The following is an 18918-nucleotide window of genomic DNA, read 5'->3' on the forward strand; positions in this document are numbered from 1 at the left end:
CGCCATGACCGATTTCATCCTGAATCTGATCCAGAGCTGGGGCTATGTGGGGATTTTCGCCCTCATGTTCCTCGAGAACGTCTTTCCGCCGATCCCGTCCGAAGTGATCATGGGCCTCGGCGGGATCGCGGTCGCGCAGGGCCGCTTCGATTTCTGGACGCTCGTTGCGGTCGCGGTCGCAGGGACTACGGCGGGCAACTGGATCTGGTACGCGATCGGGAGATGGATCGGCTATGAGCGGCTCAGACCCTTCGTCGATCGCCACGGCCGCTGGCTGACGCTCGACTGGGACGAGGTCGAACGGCTGCACAATTTCTTCCTGAAATATGGCCCCGCGATCGTCTTCATCGCGCGCTTCATGCCCGTTGCGCGGACGATGGTGTCGCTGCCCGCGGGAATGGTGGGGATGAACCAGCTCAAATTCCTGATCTGGACCGCCGCCGGCTCGACGATCTGGATCGCCGCGCTCGCCGGCGCAGGCAATTGGTTCGGCAAGCAGTTCGCGAACCTCGACGCGTTCGTCGGCCCACTCGCCCTCGTCGCCATCGGCTCGCTCCTCGTCGTCTATATCTACCGGGTCATCACATGGAAGGCGAAGCGGATCGACTAAGCGCGGGGATGCGCGCTCCGGTAGATGTCGAGCAGGTGGGCGGCATCGACCGCTGTGTAGACCTGCGTCGAGGCGAGGCTCGCATGACCGAGCAATTCCTGCAGACTGCGCAGATCTGCGCCGCCCGCGAGCAGATGCGTCGCGAAACTGTGGCGCAGGGCGTGCGGCGTCGTGCGTTCGGGAAGGCCCAGCGCGCGCCGCGCCGAGCGCACGCTCGCGCGCACCACGCCGGGCTGGAGCGGTCCGCCCCGCGCGCCGAGGAAGATCGGTGTCTCTTTGGCAATCGGATAAGGGCAAGCTTCGACATAGCGTGACACCGCGCTCGCGACCGCGGGCAAGATCGGCACGATCCGCGTCTTGCCGCGTTTGCCCGTCACGCGCAGCGTCTCGCCGAGCGGCAACACCGCGCCGGTCAGCGACAGCGCCTCACCGATGCGCAGACCGGCGCCATAGAGCAGCAAGAGCAGCGCAAAATCGCGCGCGCCGACCCAGCCCTCGCGGGCATTATCCTCGACATCCTGCGCCAGCGCGAGAGCCTCGGCGGGCGAGACCGGGCGCGGCAGGCCCTTCTTGACGCGCGGCCCGCGCATCTGCGGCACGCTCGCACCCGACCCGCCGACAAAGCGTAGGAACCCGCGCAGCGCCGAAAGCTCGCGCGCCGCCGACGCATTGCCCAGCCCCTCGGCACGCCGGTCGGCCAGATAGGCGCGGAGGTCGTTTGGAGTCAGTGCCTTCAAAATGCCCGCATCGACGGCGCCGCCGCGATGGCGCGACAGGAAGGCGCAAAACCGCTCCGCGGTCGCGATATAGGCGCGGCGCGTATGCTCCGACCGACGCTTCTCGTGCGCCAGATGGGCATCCCAGTCGCGGATCAAATCTTGCGCCAAACCAACTCCTGTACCCCCGCTCGTGACGAGCGAAGTCGAGACACCCATCGGCGTCGCGCGAGCCCGAGGGGCATCTCGACTTCGCTCGATGCGAACGGGTTTTAAGAGTCTAGCCGGTCCGAACCACCTCGGAAAGGATCGAGTCCAGCAGGAGGATGCCGTCATCGGTGACCGCCAGCCGGTCGCCGTTCTGGGTCATCAACCCCTGCCGCGCCAACCGCGCCACCGCGCCGTCATCGACGAAAGCTTCGCGCGCCAGCCCGCTGCGTAACTCGATCCGCGCCAGATCGATCCCTTCGGTCAACCGCAGCCCCATTAGCATCGCCTCCGTCGCGCGCTCGTGCGCCGGCAGGTCGGTTTCGACCTTCAACCCGTGGCCGTTACGTTCGACGGCCGCGACGAAATTCTCGGGCTTCTTGTGCCGCTCGGTCGCCTGCCCCAGTCGCCGCCCGTGCGCTCCGGGGCCGATGCCCGCATAATCGGCGTAGCGCCAGTAAGCGAGATTGTGGCGGCTCTCCTGCCCGACGCGCGCGTGGTTCGACACTTCGTAGCGCGGCAGCCCCGCGGCGCGCGTCATCGCCTGCGTCGCGTCGAACAGGTCGGCGGCGGCGTCGCCGTCGGGGATGGTGAGGTCGCCCTTCGCCGCAAGCGTCGCGAAGCGCGTGCCGGGCTCTATGGTAAGCTGATAAAGCGAAAGATGGTCGGTGCCGAAGGCGAGTGCGCCCGCCAGTTCGCTTTCCCACGCCGCCATCGACTGGCCGGGCCGCGCGTAGATCAGGTCGAAGCTGACGCGCGCGAAATGTTCCTGCGCGGTGGCGATGGCGCGGCGTGCCTCATCCTCGCTGTGCGCGCGGCCAAGAAATTCAAGCACTTCCGAATCGAAGCTCTGGACGCCTATCGAAACGCGATTGACCCCAGCGGCGGCGAGGTCAGCGAAATTGGCGACCTCGACCGAATTGGGGTTCGCCTCCAGCGTGATCTCGACATCGCTCGTTAAACCCCAAGCTTCCTCAGCGGCGGCGATCACCGCCGCGACGGTCGCGGGCGGCATCAGGCTTGGCGTACCGCCGCCAAAGAAGATCGAGCCGACCGTGCGCTCCGGCAGCAACGCGGCCTCATGCCGCAAATCGGCCAGCAACGCATCGCGCCACCCCGCCTGATCAACGCTTTCGCGCACATGGCTGTTGAAGTCGCAATAGGGGCATTTCGACACGCAAAACGGCCAATGGACATAAAGGGCGAGCGGTTCGGCCATGGGCGCCATATAGGCGATGCGCCGCAGATGTCAGCTAGCGGCCCAAAAGATGCCCGATATGATGGCGGATATCCTCGGGCCAGCCGGCGATCAGTCCGGCAAAAGCCGCATCATCGTCGCGGTAAAGCGCACGAAGCGCCTCCTCATAGCCGGGGCGGTCGCCGCAAAGGTGGCACATGAAGTTATACGCGGTGTCGCGCCGCTGCTTTGCGCTGGGGGCGCCCTTGCTCGCACTTTCGACCAGCCGGCGCAGTGCTGCCGACGCACCGCCCGGCTGCGCGGCGAGCCAATCCCAGTGCCGCGGCAACAGCGTGACCTCGCGCGCCTTGACGCCAAGCCGCGGACGCCCCGCGGATGGCGGCGCGGGTGCGGTCTTGGCGGCATCCCAATAATCGAGGTCGGTCAACCGCCCGGTCGCGTCGTCGAAGACAAGGATCGCGCCAAGGTCGGCGGGATAGCGATCTTCGAGCGTACGAGTGACGGTTTCGCGGCTTCCCGAGGCGAGTTGCGCATCGCCGAGAAAGGCAGTGACGGTTTCATGTTCCTGAGTCATGCAGGCCCATTATACCCGGATAAAATAAAAGTCAATTTACCCGGGTAAAATGCTTCATCTATTCGAAAACGTTGGCCACCAATTTCGCGAACGCATCGGCCCTGTGGCTGACCGCATGCTTTTCCGCCGGATCGATTTCGGCATAAGTCAGCGTGTTACCAGTCGGAACGAAGACCGGATCATAACCGAAACCGAGTTTCCCGCGCGGCGGCCAGGTCAGGCTGCCCTCGGCGCGGCCCTCGAAGACTTCGGCATGGCCGTCGGGCCAGGCGAGCGCGAGGGTGCAGACGAAACGCGCGCTGCGGTCGACGTCGGGGCCCTGCTCCGCGAGCAGGCCTTCGACCTTGCCCATCGCCATGTACCAGTCGCGGCCCGGATTGCCCTCGAACCATTGCCGTTCGGCCCAGTCGGCGGTGTAGACACCGGGCCGACCGCAGAGCGCCGCGACCTCGAGCCCGCTGTCGTCGGCGAGCGCGGGCAACCCCGACGCCGACGCGCTCGCATGCGCTTTCAGCAGCGCATTCTCGCGAAAGCTCGTCCCCGTCTCCTCGGGCTCGGGCAGGCCAAGGTCGCCCGCCGACACCGGCTCGATCCCGAAGGGTTCGAGCAGCGCGCGGATTTCGCGCACCTTGCCTGCATTATGGCTGGCGATCACCAGCTTGCCGGGGGCGAGCCTCCGCGTCATCTCAGCGACCCGTGGCCTTGTCCTGCGCCGCGAAAATCTCGCCGCAGCCGATGCGTGCGAGACGCAGCAGGCGGAGCAAGCCTTCCTCGTCATAGGTGGCGCCCTCGGCGCTCGCCTGCACTTCGACGATCTGGCCTTTGCCGGTCAGCACGAAATTGCCGTCGGCCTCGGCGACCGAATCCTCGTCATAATCGAGGTCGAGCACCGGCGTGCCCCGATAAATGCCGCACGAGATCGCGCCGACCTTGTCTTCGATCGGATCCTCGGCGATCGTCTTCGCCGCGAGCAGCTTGTCGACCGCGAGGCGGAGCGCGACCCACGCGCCCGAGATCGACGCGGTGCGCGTGCCGCCATCGGCCTGGATCACGTCGCAGTCGATGATGATCTGGCGCTCGCCGAGCTTCTTCATATCCACGACGGCGCGCAAAGACCGCCCGATAAGACGCTGGATTTCCTGCGTCCGCCCGGACTGCTTGCCCTTTGCGGCTTCGCGGCTACCGCGCGTATGGGTCGCGCGGGGCAGCATGCCATATTCGGCGGTGACCCAGCCCGCGCCCTTGCCGCGCATCCATGACGGCACCTTTTCGTCGACGCTGGCGGTCACCAGCACCTTGGTGTTGCCGAAGCTGACGAGCACGCTGCCCTCGGCGTGGATGGTGAATTCGGTTTCGATGACGATGGGACGCATCTGGTCGGGCGCGCGGCCGGAAGGGCGCATGAAATTTCCTTTCGATTGGTGATTGCGGTGGCCCTTAGGCCGCCGGCCTCATTCGCTCAACCGCATCTTGAAGAAATCGAGGATTTCGTCGCGCGCCTGCACCGTCGGCTGGCCCGCCTCATCGATCAGGTGGATCGTGACGACGCTGTGCGGGTTCTTCATCGGACTGTCGGGATTGGCCGCGCTGTCGGGCAACACCTTGCCGATAAAGCGGTCCCCAAGCGCATCCTCATAGGCGGCGAAACGCGCCGCCTTGCAATATTTGTCGCCCTCGAAGCGGTAGGCGAGCACGGTGAGGTCCTCGGCCTCCATCCGCGCCCTCACCGCCGCGAGTTCGCCCGGCGCAATGTGCATGCCCGCCGCGTCGTTGAGCGGCAGCGACGGCTGCGCGAGGACCGGCGCGAGCACCGCGGGCTCGAGCATCATCGACAGCGCGAAATTGCCGGTGAAGCACATGCCGATCGCGCCGACGCCCATGCCGCCGCATTCCTTATGCGCCTGTGCCGCGAGCGCGCGCAGCCATAGCGTCGCGGGTGAGCTCTCGTTCGCCTCGAACGCCCGGAACTGGCGGCTGATGCACCCGCCGATCATCGTGAACAACATGCGAGGCGCCCGCGGCACCGCGCCGTCCTTGCCGAAGATATGCGGCATATAGACGGTAAAGCCCGCATCGCGGACCCAGCGGGCGAAGCGCGTGACGTGCGGGCTGATGCCGGGCATTTCGGTCATCACGATGACGGCAGGGCCGCGGCCCATCGTGTAGACGCGATGCGTGCGGCCGAGCAGGACGATGTCGCGGTGCTCGAAATCGTCGAGCGGGTCGTCCTGGGTAAGCGGGTGTGTTGGCATGACTTTCTCCCCCGGGGCGGGAGGCTATGCAGAAGGCCCGCCAATTGCACCTCCTTTTCTTGGATGGGCCGCGAAGCACCGCGCTTGCCCCTTCCCCTCCCCATCCCTAAATCCCCCATATGACCACTCCGCCGATCACCGAACTCACCACGCGCGCGCGCGACGTGTTCCGGCTGGTCGTCGATGCGTATCTGGAGACCGGCCAGCCGGTCGGGTCGCGCACGCTGTCGAAGCTCGCGGCGCTCAACCTCTCGCCCGCGTCGATCCGCAACGTCATGCAGGATCTTGAGGAATTCGGCCTGCTCGCCAGCCCGCACACCAGCGCCGGCCGCCTGCCGACCGAACAGGGCCTCCGCCTCTTCGTGGACGGCATGATGCAGGTCGCCGAACCCTCCGCCGAAGACCGCGCGCAGATCGAGGCGAGCCTGTCCGACGCCGGCCCGATCGAAAGCGCGCTCGCGCAGGCGACCTCGGCGCTGTCGGGACTGTCAGCGTGCGCCGGGCTCGTGCTTGTGCCCAAGCATGAGCGCGTACTCAAACAGCTCGCCTTCGTACCGCTGTCGGCGAACCAGTCGCTCGTCGTGCTCGTCGCGGGCGACGGGGCGGTCGAGAATCGCGTCATCGACATTCCGGCGGGGCTCAATCCCTCGGCGCTCGTCGAAGCGGGCAATTATATCTCGGCGATGCTCGCCGGCCTGACGCTGACCGAGGCGATGGCGCGCGTGCGTCACGAGATCGAGGCCGAGCGCATCGCAATCGACCGCGCCGCGCAGGACCTCGTCAGCCGCGGCCTCGCTATCTGGTCGTCCGACGGCGCCGACCGTCCGGTGCTGATCGTCCGCGGCCAGGCGAATCTGCTCGACGAGAGCGCGGTCGGCGACCTCGACCGCGTGCGGCAATTGCTCGACGAACTCGAAACGAAGCAGGATATCGCGCAACTGCTCGACAGCGCGCGCGAGGGCAGCGCAACCCGGATTTTCATCGGCTCGGAGAATAAATTATTCTCGCTTTCGGGCTCGTCCGTGATAGCGGCGCCCTATCGCGGATCGGACGGGCGCGTGGTCGGCGTGGTCGGGGTCATCGGCCCCACACGCTTGAACTATGCCCGGATCGTTCCCATGGTGGATTTCACCGCACAATCGCTCTCCAGACTGATACGATAAGGCTTATGACGAACAATGAAAACGACACGCCGGTCGACGACGGCGCGAACCCCGAAGTTGAAACCGCCGAAGGCAATGAAGAGCTGGCGCAGCTCGCCGAACAGCTCGCCGCGGTACAGCAGGACCTGCTCTACGCACGCGCCGAGACGCAGAATGTCCGCCGCCGCGCGGAGAAGGAAGTCGCCGACGCGCACGCCTATGCCGCGACGAAGTTCGCACGCGACATCCTGTCGGTCGCCGACAACCTCGGCCGCGCACTCGCCGCGCTCAGCGACGAACAGCGCGCCGACGAGGCGATGAAGCCGATGATTACCGGCCTCGAGGCCACCGAGCGCGAATTGCTCAGCGTCTTCGAACGCAACGGCATCACGCGCATCGCCGCGATCGGCCTGCCGCTCGACCCGAACCAGCATCAGGCGATGCTCGAAATCCCGAGCGACAAGACGCCGGGCACGATCGTGCAGGAAATGCAGGCGGGCTATATGCTGAAGGATCGCCTGCTGCGCCCCGCGATGGTGGGCGTCGCAAAGGCGGGGTAAGCCGCCGCGATATCGCAGACAAAAAGAAACCCCGGTGGAAGCCGGGGTTTCTTTTTGTCGGTTATTGGCCGGTCACGCCGCCTTGCGCAGCTTCGCGAGCTTCTTCAGCACCATTTCGCGCTTCAGCCGCGACAGATGGTCGATGAAGAGAATGCCTTCCAGATGGTCGTGCTCATGCTGGATGCACGTCGCCATCAGGCCGGTCATGCGTTCCTGATGATGCTTGCCGTCCTCATCCTGCCAGTCGACGGTCACCTCGGCGGGGCGCGTCACATCGGCATATTGCTCGGGGACCGACAGGCAGCCCTCCTGATAGACGCTATGCTCCTCGCTCTCGTCGGAAAAGACGGGGTTGATGAACACGCGCGGCTCGCGGATCACCTTCTTGCCCTCTTCGTCGTCGGGATCGGGTTCCTGCAGGTCGATGACGAGGATGCGCTTCGGCACCGCGACCTGGATCGCGGCGAGTCCGATGCCGGGGGCGTCGTACATCGTCTCGAACATGTCGGCGACCAGCTGCTTCAGCTCGGCGTCGAATTTTTCGACGGGCTTGGAAATGACGCGCAGCCGGGGATCCGGGGTCTCTATGATAGGGAGTAAGGCCATGGCGTGCAGGTATGAACTCGGACGCCCGACGTCAACCCACCGGCCGCCGAGCACGAAGCGCCTGCGCGAGTGTCCCCTCGTCGAGATAATCGAGTTCGCCGCCCACCGGCAAACCATGTGCAAGCTGGGTCAGCCGCACCGGATAGCCCTCGAGCCGCTCGGCGAGATAATGCGCGGTCGTCTGCCCTTCCAGCGTCGCGTTCATGGCGAGGACGACCTCGTCGATGCCGCCCGCCGCGACGCGATTGACCAGCGCGTCGATCGCCAAATCCTGCGGGCGGATGCCCTCCAGCGCCGAGAGCCGGCCGCCGAGCACATGATATTTGCCGGGGAAGAGCCGCGACTTGTCGAGCGCCCAGAGGTCCGACACCTCCTCGACGACGCACAGGCTTCGCGCATCGCGGCGCGGGTCGGCGCAGATCGCGCACGGATCGCGCGTGTCGACATTGCCGCAAATCCCACAGGTGACGAGCCGTTCGGACACGGTCTGCAGCGCCGCGAGCAGCGGCACAAATGCGCTCTCGCGCTTCTTCATCAGGTGCAGCACCGCGCGCCGCGCCGAGCGCGGGCCGAGGCCCGGCAGGCGGGCGAGTTGCTGGACGAGCGCTTCAATCTCTTGCGATGCCATGACGGATGGTCTTAAGCGGCGCGCAAGAAATGACAATGCGCATCGCCTTCATGGGAACGCCGCCCTTTGCGGTGCCGACGCTCGCCGCGCTTCATGCCGCGGGGCACGAGGTCGTGGCCGTCTATACGCAGCCGCCGCGCCCCGCGCAGCGCGGCAAGAAGCTACAGCAAAGCGCGGTGCACCTCTGGGCCGAGGAACACGGCCTGCCCGTCCGCACGCCAAAGAGCCTGAAGAGCGAAGAGGCACAGGCCGAATTCGCGGCGCTCGACCTCGATGTCGCGGTGGTTGCGGCCTATGGCCTGATCCTGCCGCAAGCGATCCTCGATGCGCCGCGCCACGGCTGCCTCAACGTCCATGGCTCGATCCTGCCCCGCTGGCGCGGCGCCGCGCCGGTGCAGCGCGCGATCCTCGCGGGCGATGCCGAAACGGGTGTGACGATCATGCAGATGGATGTCGGCCTCGACACCGGCGCAATGCGGCTGATCGGGCGGACGCCGACGAGCGGCAAGACCGCGGGCGAATTGACCGACGAGCTGGCGGCGATGGGCGCCGACCTGATGGTCAAGGTGCTGTGCGACCTCCACGCGTTTGCCCCCGAAGCGCAGCCCGACGACGGCGTCACTTACGCCGCGAAGATCGACAAGAGCGAAGCGCGGCTCGATTTCCTGACCAGCGCGGTGCAGGTCGAACGGCAAATCCGCGCGTTCAATCCGATGCCCGGCGCCTTTTTCGAACTCGACGGCGAACGCTACAAGATTTTGGCCGCCGAGGTCGCGCACCCGGCCGATACGGTCGCGGGCGCCACTCCCGGCGTCACGCTCGACGATGCGCTGACTGTCGCCTGCAACCCCGGCGCAATCCGCGCGGTGCGTGTCCAGCGCGCCGGCAAGCCCGCGATGGACGCCGGCGAACTGCTGCGCGGCCGCGCGATAGCGGCGGGCACGCGCCTCGCATGACCCGCTTCGCCCTCACCATCGAATTTGACGGCCGCCCCTATATGGGCTGGCAGCGGCAGGCGCACGGCCCGAGCGTCCAGCAGGCGATCGAGGAAGCGATCCACCGCTTCACTGCCGAGAATGTGCAGGTGTTCAGTGCCGGGCGCACCGATGCGGGGGTCCATGCGATCGCGATGCGCGCACATGTCGACATCCAAAAGCCGCTGACCCCGTTCAAGCTGACCGAGGCATTGAACGCGCAGCTTCGCCCCGCGCCGGTCGCGGTGGTGGCGTGCGAGATCGTCCCCGACGACTGGCACGCGCGCTTCGCCTGCATCGGACGCGCCTATGAGTATCGCATCGTCAACCGCCGCGCGCCGCTGACGTGGGACAAGGGGCTGTCGTGGCAGGTCGCCCGGCCATTGGATGCGGGCGCGATGCACGCGGCGGCGCAGCAGTTGATCGGCCTGCACGACTTCACCACCTTTCGTTCGGCGCATTGCCAGTCGCAAAGCCCGGTGAAGACGCTCGATAAGCTGACCGTCAGCCGCCACGGCGAGGAGATCATCGTCGAGGCAGCGGCGCGCAGCTTCCTCCACCATCAGGTGCGCTCGATGGTCGGTTGCCTCGCGCTCGTCGGCTATGGCAAATGGTCGGCGCGCGACCTGAAGGCCGCGCTCGATGCCGCCGACCGCAACGCGCTGGGGCTGAATGCGCCCCCCGACGGGCTCTATTTCGTGAGCGCGACTTATCCCTGAATCAAAAAGGGCGGCCCTCCCGGACCGCCCTTTTTGTTATCGCCGGGCTGCGAGCTTACACCTTTTCGGCGTAGTACAGCGGCGCATGCTCGTTGAGGATCTGGAGGATCTTCGCCTGCGCGGTCTTTTCGTCGCTTTCTTCCATCGCGCCGAGTTCGCGCGCGAGGCGGCTCGATGCCGCTTCGAAGATCTGGCGTTCCGAATAGCTCTGCTCGGGCTGGTCGTCGGCGCGGAACAGGTCGCGGGTCACTTCGGCGATCGACACGAGGTCGCCCGAATTGATCTTCGCTTCATATTCCTGGGCGCGGCGCGACCACATGGTGCGCTTCACCTTGGGCTTGGTGGTCAGGACCTGCAACGCTTCCTTCAGCGTCTTGTCCGACGACAGCTTGCGCATGCCCACGCCTTCGGCCTTGTTCGTCGGCACGCGAAGCGTCATTTTTTCCTTTTCGAAGCGCAGGACATAAAGTTCGAGCTGCATGCCGGCGATTTCCGACCGCTGCAGTTCGATGACGCGCCCCACGCCATGCTTGGGATAAACAACATAATCGCCGACTTCGAACAAGAGCGTGTTCACGGACATGCAAATTCCTTTCTGTGCCTTGACCCTGACCGGAAACTGCGACAACACCGGGACATCCGACCCTCCGTATTGAGGGGGATGAGCATTCGGGCGGCGCTAGCCAGTCAGAGTGACAAGGGATATGGCTCCATCGGAAACGCCGAATGTGCCCCAGCCCGAGCGGCGGGAAGAGGCGGGATGTCGGCGTGTTGATATTTATTATAACAGATTCGCAACAAAATTGCCACCCCTGCGCGGAAATGCGTCGGTCGGCACCTTGACGGCTCCTCAGACCCGTTTCAGGTTGAAACGAAATCAATAGATAGGGAGCCGGTATGCAGGGTCAAATCTGGTGGATCACGGGCGCGTCCTCGGGCATCGGCGCGGCTCTCTCGCGCGCGCTCTCGGCACGCGGCGCGAAGCTGATCCTGTCGGGGCGCAACGTCGCGGCGTTGGAGGCCGTCGCCGCCGACTGCGCCACCGAAACGCTGATCCTCCCTTTCGAGGCGACCGATTATGCCGCCCTCCCCGCCACCGCCGAGCAGGCATGGAGCTGGCAGGGCCGCATCGACGGGCTCGTCAACAACGCCGGCATCTCGCAGCGCAGCCTTGCGATCGAGACCGATTTTTCGGTTTATCAGCAGATCATCGGCGTCGATCTGCTCGCCCCGATTGCGCTCACGCAGCAATTGCTGCCGCGCATGGTCGGCGCGGGAGGCGGACAGATCATCGCGATCTCCAGCGTCGCGGGCATCGCGGGCGTGCCGCTGCGCAGCGCGTACTCGGCGGCCAAACATGGCCTGATCGGCTATCACGACAGCGTGCGCGCCGAGAATGAGCATCTGGGGCTGAAGATACTCGTCGTCGCGCCGGGATCGGTGCGGACGAACGTCAGCCGCAACGCGCTGAACGCCGACGGCAGCGTGCGCGGGGAAAGCGACGCCGCGATCGACAACGGCCTGTCGCCCGACGACGCAGCGGCGCAGATGCTCGCGGCGGTCGATGCCGGAACGCGCGAACTGGTCGTCGCCGAGGGCGCCGAGGCGATGATCGCGGGTTTACGCCGCAGCGATCCCGATGCGCTGTTCGACCGGATGAGCGCGATGGTGCAGGCTGGCTATGCGCAGCAGATGAAGGCGCAGCGCTAACCCTCACAACACAGACAAGAAAAGCCCCGCCGGATCGCTCCGGCGGGGCCTTTCTTTGCCCGCGGGCAGCGCAGCCTACGCCGCGCCGTGCGCTAGCGCCGCGAGGAGCAGGATCGCCACGATGTTGGTGATCTTGATCATCGGGTTGACCGCCGGACCCGCGGTATCCTTGTACGGATCGCCGACGGTGTCGCCGGTCACCGCAGCCTTATGCGCCTCGCTGCCCTTGCCGCCGTGGTTGCCGTCTTCGATATACTTCTTGGCATTGTCCCATGCGCCGCCGCCCGAGGTCATCGAGATGGCAACGAACAGCCCGCCGACGATCACCCCGAGCAGGAGTGCGCCGAGTGCTTCCAATGCCGCGGCCGGACCCGCAACCGCACGGATCACGAAGAACACGACGATCGGCGCGAGCACCGGGAGCAGCGACGGGATGATCATTTCCTTGATCGCCGCCTTGGTGACGAGGTCGACCGTGCGCGCATAGTCGGGCTTCGATTCATAGGTCATAATGCCCGGGTTGTTCTTGAACTGGTCGCGAACATCCTTGACCACCTCGCCCGCGGCGCGGCCGACCGCGGTCATGCCCATCGCACCGAACAGGTACGGCAGAAGCGCGCCGAGCAGCAGCCCGACGATGACATAGGGCGACGACAGCGAGAAAGTCAGCGGCTCGGTCAGCCCGAGCTTCGCCGAATATTCGGTGATGTCGGCCGTATATGTACCGAACAGCACCAGCGCCGCGAGACCCGCCGAGCCGATGGCATAGCCCTTGGTCACCGCCTTGGTCGTGTTGCCCACGGCGTCGAGCAGGTCGGTCTTTTCACGGACCGAATCGTCGAGGCCCGCCATTTCGGCGATGCCGCCGGCGTTGTCGGTGACCGGACCATAAGCGTCGAGCGCGACGACCATGCCGGCGAGCGCCAGCATCGCGGTGGCGGCAAAGGCGATGCCGACGATGCCCGCGGTCTGAAAGGTGACGACAATGCCGACGCAGATCACGAGCGTCGGCAGCGCGGTCGATTCAAGGCTGACCGCGAGACCCTGGATCACGTTGGTGCCGTGGCCCGTTTCCGAAGCCTTCGCGATCGAGCGCACCGGACGAAAATTGGTGCCGGTGTAATATTCGGTGATCCAGATGATCAGCCCGGTGATGACGAGGCCGAGCAGCGAGCAATAGAAAAGGTCGCTGCCGTTGAAACTCGTCCCCGCGATGTCGGTCGCCATGTCGCCCTTCAGCACATAGCTGGTCGCGAACCAGATCGCCGGGATCGAGAGGACCGCGGTGACGAGGAAGCCCTTGTACATCGCGCCCATGACATTCTTCCCGCCGCCGAGGCGCACGAAATAGGTGCCGATGATCGAGGTGATGATGCACACGCCGCCCATCAGGAGCGGCAAGGTCATCAGCGGGAGCAACATATCGCCCGTGCCCTTGAGCAGCAGCGCGATCAGCACCATCGTGGCGCCGACAGTGACGACATAGGTTTCGAACAGATCGGCGGCCATGCCGGCGCAGTCGCCGACATTGTCGCCGACGTTATCGGCGATCACCGCGGGGTTGCGCGGATCGTCCTCGGGAATTCCGGCCTCGACCTTGCCGACCAGGTCGGCGCCGACGTCGGCAGCCTTGGTGAAGATACCGCCGCCAAGGCGCGCGAAGATCGAGATCAGCGAAGCGCCGAAAGCGAGCGCGACAAGCGCATCGACGACGGTGCGATCCTCACCGCCAACGGTGAAGCCGCCCGGGCCGATCAGATACCAAAAGAAGACCGAGATCGCGAGCAAAGCGAGGCCCGCCACGAGCAGCCCGGTGATCGCGCCGGCGCGGAACGCCATGGTGAGGCCCGCCTGCAATCCGGTTTGCGCCGCGGCCGCGGTGCGGACGTTGGCTTTCACCGAAATGTTCATGCCGACGAAGCCGGCGACGCCCGACAGGATAGCGCCGATCAGAAAGCCCGTTGCCGAAATCGGGCCAAGAAAATAGCCGACAAGGATGGCGACGACGACGCCGACGATGGCGATGGTGCGATATTGGCGGCCCAGATAGGCCTTGGCGCCTTCCTGGATGGCGCCTGCGATTTCCTGCATCTTCTCGTTACCCGCCGAGGCGCCGAGCACCTGCCGCGAAGTAATAAAGCCATAGAGTACGGCCACCAGGCCGCACGCTATCGCGATCAAAACCGGATCCATGCGTGACTATTCCTTCCCATTGAGAAGGGCGACGCAGAAGATATCAGTCGAGCACGTCCGACTTATTGATGCCGGTTCGCTCTCTCCCCTGATGCGACCGCCCCAAATTTGGACGCCGATTTATGGGAAGAAAGAAAGCCAAGGGCAAGCCCGGTAATTTTGGCGCTTTTCCGTGTTTTCGTGTCAGTGCATGAAACCGAGACGCTCGGGCAGCGCGATCCGCTGCGCCCGATGCGTCAGCATGATTCCCTCGCCGACCCCGACGTGACCAAGGGGCGTGACGACGGCATTCAGCCTCGCCGCAATCTCGCGGATCGCCGCGGCGGCCGAGGGATCGGCGGTGAACAGCAACTGATAATCGTCGCCCGCACTCGCCGCCGCGAGCCGCGTGTCGAGCACGTCGGGGCGCACCGCGAGCAACGCCGCCGAGAGCGGGATCGTCTCCAGCATGATGCCCAACTGACACCCACTCGCCTCGGCCATGCGCTGCGCGTCGATCAGCAGGCCGTCGGACACGTCCATCATCGCATGGACGTGCGGCGCCACCACTTGCCCAAAGGCCAGCTGGGGCTCGGGGCGGCCATAGGCGGCGAGGCAGGTCTCGTTCGGATCGACCTGCCCGAGCCGCATCGCGAGGCCCAGCCCGGCATTGCCGATCGTGCCGGTGACCCAGATCTGGTCGCCGGGCTTGGCGCCGCTCCGCGCCGGCGCGCCCGTCGCTGGCGCCTTGCCGATGGCGGTGAGCCCGAATGTGCGCGGCGCGCCGGCGGGAATGCCCACCGTATCGCCGCCGAGCAGGGGCACGTCATACCGGCGCAGCACCTCGCCCAGCCCGCGGACGAAGGCCGCGTCCCAAAACTCGTCGCCAGTCAGGCTGTACCCGACGAGCACGCCGAGCGGCGCCGCGCCCTTCGCCGCGAGGTCGGAAAGGTTCACCGCAACGAGCTTCCACGCGACATCCTGCGGCCGCTCGTCAGGGAGGAAATGGATGCCCTCGACGATCATGTCGTGGGTGAGGACAAGGTCGCCGAGCACCGCGGCGTCGTCGGCCAGCCCGCGCGCGGCGGGATCGGTCGCGATGGCACGCAGGCGGGCGATGAAATCGGCTTCGCTCATATTACCCTCTCGTCCGATGAGGGGTGACTTCCGTTCGTGTCGAGCGAAGTCGAGACACCCATCGCGATGTCGCCAAGCCGAGGGGCATCTCGACTTCGCTCGATGCGAACGGATATCTTATGCGCGGGTTCCGCGCACATCCTTGCCGATCGCATCGAGCAGCCCGTTCGCGAACCCCGCTTCGCGCGTATCGAAGAATGCCTTCGCGACATCGACATATTCGCTGACCACCGCGCCGACGGGCACGTCGCCGCGCGCCATCAGCTCATAGGAACCCGCGCGCAGGATCGCCTTCATCGTCCGGTCGAGCCGCTCCATCGACCAGCCGCTCGCCAGCCGTGCGACGATCGCCACGTCGATCTCGTCGATGCGCGCGAGCGTGCCCTTGACGATGTCGTCGAAGAAGGCGGTGTCGGCGTCGGCATATTCCTCGTCCTCGATCGTCGCGCCGATGCGGTGCTGATGGAATTCGTGGATCAGCTTGGGCACGGGCGTGCCCTCCATCTCATGCTGATAGAGCGCCTGGACGGCGGCGAGACGGGCGGCGGAGCGGGACTGGGAACGCTTGTTCATGACTCTTTTCTTAGCTGAGACGCTGGCTGACCGAAAGCGCGTGGGCGGGAAGCCCCTCGGCGCCCGCGAGCGCGACCGCGGCCGGACCGATTGCGGCAAGGCTCGCTTCGTCGAGCGCGAGGAAGCTAGTGCGCTTCATAAAATCGCTCACCGACAGTCCGCTCGAAAAACGCGCGCGGCGACCGGTCGGCAGCACATGGTTGGGACCGGCGACATAATCGCCGATCGCTTCGGGGGTCTGGCGGCCTAGGAAAACCGAGCCGGCGTGGCGCACCTTGGCGAAGAGCGCGTCGGCCTCGGCCGGATCGACCGCGAGTTCGAGATGTTCGGGCGCGAGCCGGTCGCAGAGCGGGATCGCGTCGGCGAGGCTCGGCACGATGATCGCCGCGCCATTGTCAGCCCAGCTTTCCTGCATCGTCGATGCGGTGGACAGCGTCGGGATGATATGCGCGACCGCCGCCGCGACTGCGTCGGCAAAGTCGGCGTCGTCGGTGAACAGGATCGACTGGCTCGTCGGGTCATGCTCGGCCTGGCTCAAGAGATCGGCGGCGATGATATGCGGCGCGTTCCGATTGTCGGCAACGACGACGATCTCGCTCGGCCCCGCGACCATGTCGATCCCGACGACACCATAGACTTGCCGCTTCGCCTCCGCGACCCAAGCATTGCCCGGGCCGGTGACGACGTCGACCGGCGCGATCCTGTCGGTGCCATAAGCGAGCGCCGCGACGGCTTGCGCCCCGCCGATGCGCCAGATCTCGTCGACCCCGCCGATATGCGCCGCAGCCATTACGACCGGGTTGGTCTCGCCGCCCGGCGTCGGGGTCATCATCACGATCCGTCCGACCCCCGCGACTTTCGCGGGGAGGATGTTCATCAAGACCGACGACGGATAGGCGGCACGCCCGCCTGGGACATAGACTCCCGCCGCATCGACCGCATTCCAGCGCGCGCCGAGCCGCGCACCCGTGGCGTCGCGATAGTCGCGATTCTCGGGGAGCTGCGCGGCGTGATAGGCACGGATGCGGTCGGCGGCGAGGTTCAGCGCATCGCGAAGTTCGGGCGCCAACGCCTCGTAAGCGGCTGCGCATTCCTCTTTCGAAATGCTCCACCCGCTCGCGCCCAAATCGAAGCGATCGAACTTCGCGGTATAGTCGGCGAGCGCGGCGTCGCCCTCGGCCTTCACGCGCGCGATGATCGCGGCGACGTCGGCGGAAACGTCGGAATCGCTCTCGCGCCGATCGTTGACCAGCGCGTCGAACTCGGCGGCGAAGCCGGGTTCGGAAGCATCAAGCCGCCGCATCGCCCTGCCCTACAGCCTGACGGAATTTCTCGACCAGCGCCGGCACTTCGGCCGAGCGCAGCTTGAACGCCGCGCGATTGACGATCAGCCGGGCCGAAACCTCGCTGATGATCTTCTGTTCGGCGAGCGCATTTTCGACCAGCGTACGTCCGGTCGAAACCAGATCGACGATGTGCGAGGCAAGCCCCAGCTTCGGCGCGATTTCCATTGCGCCATTGAGCTTGATGCATTCGGCCTGGATGCCCTGCGCCTCGAACCAGCGGCGCGTCGTTCCGGGATATTTGGTCGCAACACGAATATGGCTTTCGCCCAGCCCCGGCGGCGCGCTGCCCTCGGGCCCGGCGAGCGACAGGCGGCAATGGCCGATGCCAAGGTCGACCGGCGCATAAAGCTCGCTATAATCGAACTCGTCGACGACGTCCGATCCGACGATGCCGAGCTGCGCCGCGCCATGCGCGACGAAGGTCGCGACGTCGAACGCGCGCACGCGGATCAGCGAGATGTGTGGCTGATTTGTCCCAAAAACTAACGCTCTGCTTTTCTTATCGAAAAACTCGCCCGACGGCTCTATCCCGACGCGCGCAAGCAGGGGCAGCGCCTCGTCGAGGATGCGCCCCTTCGGGATGGCAAAGATGATCGGTTCGGGCATAAGCTTGCGCGCCCATAAGCGGCGAGAGGAAAAAGGGCAATGAGCGAGCGCTACGAGTTCATCGACATGGCCGAGACCGGGCCGAAGGCCGTCCGCACCGCTTTCGCCAACCAGGTTGCCTATTGCCGCGCCAACGACGCGCGCGTCACCGCCCGCGTCGTCGCGGCGCTGGCAACATTGCTCGACAAGCCGACGAGTGAATTTGCGCGCCGTATCGCCGGCTGGCAGGGCGCGCCGCTCGCCGACGCGCTGCCGCTGCGCGCCGCCGGCGGCATCCACGCGCTGCACCTGTCGGGAACCGCGCACGAACTCGCGCCCATCTATGCCGATTCGGAGGATATCAACGACGCCACGATCATCGCCGGGGTCGTCGCGCGGCACGAGGCGGCGCTGCTCCCCTGGCTCGACGGCCCACCGCAGACCAACGAGGCGGGACGCTCGTCGAACTTCATCGCGGCGATGCTCTGGCTTGCCGACAAGGGCCTGCCCCCGCGTTTCGACTGCCTCGAAATCGGGTCGAGCGGCGGGATCAACCTGATGATCGACCGCTATCATTACGACCTTGGCGGCGTGCATGTCGGGCCAAAGCCCGGCGCAATCGCCTTCACCCCTCAATGGCGCGGCGACCATCCGCCGCAGCATGCGATCGAGATTGCCGGCCTCAAAGGCTGCGACGTCGCCCCCATCGACCTGACCGATCCCGAGCAGGCGCTGCGGCTGAAAGCCTATATCTGGCCCGAGCACCATATCCGCTTCGCGCGCATCGCGGCGGCGATCGCCGCCGCGACCGAGGAGCCGCCGCAGCTGATCCGCGCGACCGCCGCCGATTTCGTCGAGGCCGAACTCGCGCGCCCGCAAGCCGAAGGGACGACGCGCGTGCTGATGCATTCGATCGTCTGGCAATATGTGCCCGCCGACCAGCAGGCGCGGGTGACCGCGGCAATGGAGGAAGCCGGCGCGCGTGCGACCGCCGACCGGCCGCTGGCGTGGGTGGCGCTCGAGGCGAACCGGACGGTGCATCATCACGAAATGGTCGTGCGCTATTGGCCGGGCGGAGAGACGCCGAGGAAAATTGCCCAAGCGCACGCGCACGGTGCATGGATCGAGTGGCTGGGCTAGCTCTCTGTTCTTCGTCATTCCGGCGGAAGCGGGAACCCAGTGCGGCGTTAGCCGACGCATGCTCCGGGT

21 protein-coding genes are annotated in these 18918 nt (G+C 66.0%); 7 read left to right on the forward strand and 14 right to left on the reverse strand.

The genetic code is table 11. From position 1 onward, the window contains the following. Positions 1 to 4 precede the first annotated feature (4 nt). The gene (locus tag V8J55_RS16645; protein WP_336446704.1) at positions 5 to 610 is read left to right on the forward strand and encodes a DedA family protein; all 606 of its coding nucleotides are present in this window, start codon (positions 5 to 7) and stop codon (positions 608 to 610) included. On the opposite strand, the gene V8J55_RS16650 is transcribed toward V8J55_RS16645, so the two are convergent. The 6 genes from V8J55_RS16650 to V8J55_RS16675 all read right to left on the reverse strand — a co-directional run bounded on the left by V8J55_RS16650 (position 607) and on the right by V8J55_RS16675 (position 5557). Continuing rightward, a complete protein-coding gene (locus tag V8J55_RS16650) occupies positions 607 to 1545 on the reverse strand; it encodes a tyrosine recombinase XerC (protein ID WP_443030830.1) in 939 nt (312 codons plus the stop codon). The two genes, V8J55_RS16645 and V8J55_RS16650, sit on opposite strands and share 4 nt — an antisense overlap. A 61-nt stretch (positions 1546 to 1606) precedes the next feature. After that, entirely contained in the window at positions 1607 to 2752 is a 1146-nt protein-coding gene (hemW, locus tag V8J55_RS16655) for a radical SAM family heme chaperone HemW (RefSeq protein WP_336446706.1), read from the reverse strand. A 34-nt stretch (positions 2753 to 2786) separates the two neighbouring features. Further along, positions 2787 to 3305 carry a DUF2239 family protein gene (locus tag V8J55_RS16660; RefSeq protein ID WP_336446707.1) on the reverse strand — a complete coding sequence of 173 codons (519 nt, stop codon included), beginning with the start codon at positions 3303 to 3305 and terminating at the stop codon, positions 2787 to 2789. Between the two features lie 58 nt (positions 3306 to 3363). Continuing rightward, complete coding sequence (rdgB, locus tag V8J55_RS16665; RefSeq protein WP_336446708.1) at positions 3364 to 3990, reverse strand: RdgB/HAM1 family non-canonical purine NTP pyrophosphatase; 627 nt, start codon at positions 3988 to 3990, stop codon at positions 3364 to 3366. A gap of 1 nt (position 3991) precedes the next feature. Further along, entirely contained in the window at positions 3992 to 4708 is a 717-nt protein-coding gene (gene rph, locus V8J55_RS16670) for a ribonuclease PH (protein WP_336446709.1), read from the reverse strand. Between the two features lie 48 nt (positions 4709 to 4756). Continuing rightward, positions 4757 to 5557, reverse strand: coding sequence for a dienelactone hydrolase family protein (locus V8J55_RS16675; RefSeq protein WP_336446710.1), 801 nt, complete (start codon positions 5555 to 5557; stop codon positions 4757 to 4759). A gap of 119 nt (positions 5558 to 5676) precedes the next feature. On the opposite strand from V8J55_RS16675, the gene hrcA reads away from it, so the two are divergent. Continuing rightward, positions 5677 to 6720 (forward strand): heat-inducible transcriptional repressor HrcA, encoded by a 1044-nt coding sequence (gene hrcA / locus V8J55_RS16680; protein ID WP_336446711.1) that lies wholly within the window; start codon positions 5677 to 5679, stop codon positions 6718 to 6720. Between the two features lie 5 nt (positions 6721 to 6725). Next, positions 6726 to 7259 (forward strand): nucleotide exchange factor GrpE, encoded by a 534-nt coding sequence (gene grpE, locus V8J55_RS16685; protein ID WP_037511322.1) that lies wholly within the window; start codon positions 6726 to 6728, stop codon positions 7257 to 7259. Positions 7260 to 7331: 72 nt separating this feature from the next. On the opposite strand, the gene def is transcribed toward grpE, so the two are convergent. Together def and recR are read right to left on the reverse strand one after the other, a co-directional pair. Further along, positions 7332 to 7865 carry a peptide deformylase gene (gene def / locus V8J55_RS16690; protein ID WP_037511319.1) on the reverse strand — a complete coding sequence of 178 codons (534 nt, stop codon included), beginning with the start codon at positions 7863 to 7865 and terminating at the stop codon, positions 7332 to 7334. A 31-nt stretch (positions 7866 to 7896) separates the two neighbouring features. Beyond that, entirely contained in the window at positions 7897 to 8493 is a 597-nt protein-coding gene (gene recR, locus V8J55_RS16695; RefSeq protein ID WP_336446712.1) for a recombination mediator RecR, read from the reverse strand. A 35-nt stretch (positions 8494 to 8528) separates the two neighbouring features. Between recR and fmt the strand changes: the two genes are divergently transcribed. Next, the gene (gene fmt, locus V8J55_RS16700; RefSeq protein ID WP_336446713.1) at positions 8529 to 9449 is read left to right on the forward strand and encodes a methionyl-tRNA formyltransferase; all 921 of its coding nucleotides are present in this window, start codon (positions 8529 to 8531) and stop codon (positions 9447 to 9449) included. Further along, positions 9446 to 10186, forward strand: coding sequence for a tRNA pseudouridine(38-40) synthase TruA (gene truA / locus V8J55_RS16705; protein WP_336446714.1), 741 nt, complete (start codon positions 9446 to 9448; stop codon positions 10184 to 10186). Before fmt ends, truA begins: the two co-directional genes overlap by 4 nt. A gap of 55 nt (positions 10187 to 10241) precedes the next feature. Here truA and V8J55_RS16710 read toward each other — a convergent pair whose 3' ends face one another. Continuing rightward, on the reverse strand, positions 10242 to 10769 hold the full coding sequence (locus tag V8J55_RS16710) for a CarD family transcriptional regulator (protein WP_037511307.1): 528 nt from the start codon (positions 10767 to 10769) through the stop codon (positions 10242 to 10244). Between the two features lie 314 nt (positions 10770 to 11083). Between V8J55_RS16710 and V8J55_RS16715 the strand changes: the two genes are divergently transcribed. Further along, complete coding sequence (locus V8J55_RS16715; protein WP_336446715.1) at positions 11084 to 11896, forward strand: SDR family NAD(P)-dependent oxidoreductase; 813 nt, start codon at positions 11084 to 11086, stop codon at positions 11894 to 11896. A 75-nt stretch (positions 11897 to 11971) separates the two neighbouring features. Here V8J55_RS16715 and V8J55_RS16720 read toward each other — a convergent pair whose 3' ends face one another. The 5 genes from V8J55_RS16720 to hisG form a co-directional block, all read right to left on the reverse strand. Beyond that, positions 11972 to 14089, reverse strand: a complete 2118-nt coding sequence (locus V8J55_RS16720) for a sodium-translocating pyrophosphatase (protein WP_336446716.1) — start codon at positions 14087 to 14089, stop codon at positions 11972 to 11974. A gap of 183 nt (positions 14090 to 14272) precedes the next feature. Next, on the reverse strand, positions 14273 to 15205 hold the full coding sequence (gene thiL, locus V8J55_RS16725; RefSeq protein WP_336446717.1) for a thiamine-phosphate kinase: 933 nt from the start codon (positions 15203 to 15205) through the stop codon (positions 14273 to 14275). A 117-nt stretch (positions 15206 to 15322) separates the two neighbouring features. Beyond that, positions 15323 to 15778, reverse strand: coding sequence for a transcription antitermination factor NusB (gene nusB, locus V8J55_RS16730; RefSeq protein WP_336446718.1), 456 nt, complete (start codon positions 15776 to 15778; stop codon positions 15323 to 15325). A 10-nt stretch (positions 15779 to 15788) separates the two neighbouring features. Next, positions 15789 to 17081, reverse strand: coding sequence for a histidinol dehydrogenase (hisD, locus tag V8J55_RS16735; RefSeq protein WP_336446719.1), 1293 nt, complete (start codon positions 17079 to 17081; stop codon positions 15789 to 15791). After that, entirely contained in the window at positions 17068 to 17730 is a 663-nt protein-coding gene (gene hisG / locus V8J55_RS16740; RefSeq protein WP_336446720.1) for an ATP phosphoribosyltransferase, read from the reverse strand. Before hisG ends, hisD begins: the two co-directional genes overlap by 14 nt. Before the next feature lie 39 nt (positions 17731 to 17769). Between hisG and V8J55_RS16745 the strand changes: the two genes are divergently transcribed. Beyond that, positions 17770 to 18849: a DUF2332 domain-containing protein gene (locus V8J55_RS16745; protein ID WP_336446721.1), complete on the forward strand. Its 1080-nt coding sequence runs from the start codon at positions 17770 to 17772 to the stop codon at positions 18847 to 18849. The last annotated feature ends 69 nt before the right edge of the window (positions 18850 to 18918 follow it).

The organism is Sphingopyxis sp. CCNWLW2 (assembly GCF_037095755.1).
Lineage (GTDB): Bacteria > Pseudomonadota > Alphaproteobacteria > Sphingomonadales > Sphingomonadaceae > Sphingopyxis.

What these genes read in the sequence shown, in the direction of transcription:
- recR (WP_336446712.1), bottom strand. Translation starts at nt 8,493, where the DNA reads ATGGCATCGCAAGAGATTGAAGCGCTCGTCCAGCAACTCGCCCGCCTG.
- hisG (WP_336446720.1), bottom strand. Translation starts at nt 17,730, where the DNA reads ATGCCCGAACCGATCATCTTTGCCATCCCGAAGGGGCGCATCCTCGAC.
- V8J55_RS16710 (WP_037511307.1), bottom strand. Translation starts at nt 10,769, where the DNA reads ATGTCCGTGAACACGCTCTTGTTCGAAGTCGGCGATTATGTTGTTTAT.
- hisD (WP_336446719.1), bottom strand. Translation starts at nt 17,081, where the DNA reads ATGCGGCGGCTTGATGCTTCCGAACCCGGCTTCGCCGCCGAGTTCGAC.
- thiL (WP_336446717.1), bottom strand. Translation starts at nt 15,205, where the DNA reads ATGAGCGAAGCCGATTTCATCGCCCGCCTGCGTGCCATCGCGACCGAT.
- hrcA (WP_336446711.1), top strand. Translation starts at nt 5,677, where the DNA reads ATGACCACTCCGCCGATCACCGAACTCACCACGCGCGCGCGCGACGTG.
- V8J55_RS16660 (WP_336446707.1), bottom strand. Translation starts at nt 3,305, where the DNA reads ATGACTCAGGAACATGAAACCGTCACTGCCTTTCTCGGCGATGCGCAA.
- V8J55_RS16645 (WP_336446704.1), top strand. Translation starts at nt 5, where the DNA reads ATGACCGATTTCATCCTGAATCTGATCCAGAGCTGGGGCTATGTGGGG.
- V8J55_RS16650 (WP_443030830.1), bottom strand. Translation starts at nt 1,545, where the DNA reads ATGGGTGTCTCGACTTCGCTCGTCACGAGCGGGGGTACAGGAGTTGGT.
- rph (WP_336446709.1), bottom strand. Translation starts at nt 4,708, where the DNA reads ATGCGCCCTTCCGGCCGCGCGCCCGACCAGATGCGTCCCATCGTCATC.
- fmt (WP_336446713.1), top strand. Translation starts at nt 8,529, where the DNA reads ATGCGCATCGCCTTCATGGGAACGCCGCCCTTTGCGGTGCCGACGCTC.
- hemW (WP_336446706.1), bottom strand. Translation starts at nt 2,752, where the DNA reads ATGGCCGAACCGCTCGCCCTTTATGTCCATTGGCCGTTTTGCGTGTCG.
- V8J55_RS16745 (WP_336446721.1), top strand. Translation starts at nt 17,770, where the DNA reads ATGAGCGAGCGCTACGAGTTCATCGACATGGCCGAGACCGGGCCGAAG.
- nusB (WP_336446718.1), bottom strand. Translation starts at nt 15,778, where the DNA reads ATGAACAAGCGTTCCCAGTCCCGCTCCGCCGCCCGTCTCGCCGCCGTC.
- V8J55_RS16720 (WP_336446716.1), bottom strand. Translation starts at nt 14,089, where the DNA reads ATGGATCCGGTTTTGATCGCGATAGCGTGCGGCCTGGTGGCCGTACTC.
- V8J55_RS16715 (WP_336446715.1), top strand. Translation starts at nt 11,084, where the DNA reads ATGCAGGGTCAAATCTGGTGGATCACGGGCGCGTCCTCGGGCATCGGC.
- def (WP_037511319.1), bottom strand. Translation starts at nt 7,865, where the DNA reads ATGGCCTTACTCCCTATCATAGAGACCCCGGATCCCCGGCTGCGCGTC.
- truA (WP_336446714.1), top strand. Translation starts at nt 9,446, where the DNA reads ATGACCCGCTTCGCCCTCACCATCGAATTTGACGGCCGCCCCTATATG.
- grpE (WP_037511322.1), top strand. Translation starts at nt 6,726, where the DNA reads ATGACGAACAATGAAAACGACACGCCGGTCGACGACGGCGCGAACCCC.
- V8J55_RS16675 (WP_336446710.1), bottom strand. Translation starts at nt 5,557, where the DNA reads ATGCCAACACACCCGCTTACCCAGGACGACCCGCTCGACGATTTCGAG.
- rdgB (WP_336446708.1), bottom strand. Translation starts at nt 3,990, where the DNA reads ATGACGCGGAGGCTCGCCCCCGGCAAGCTGGTGATCGCCAGCCATAAT.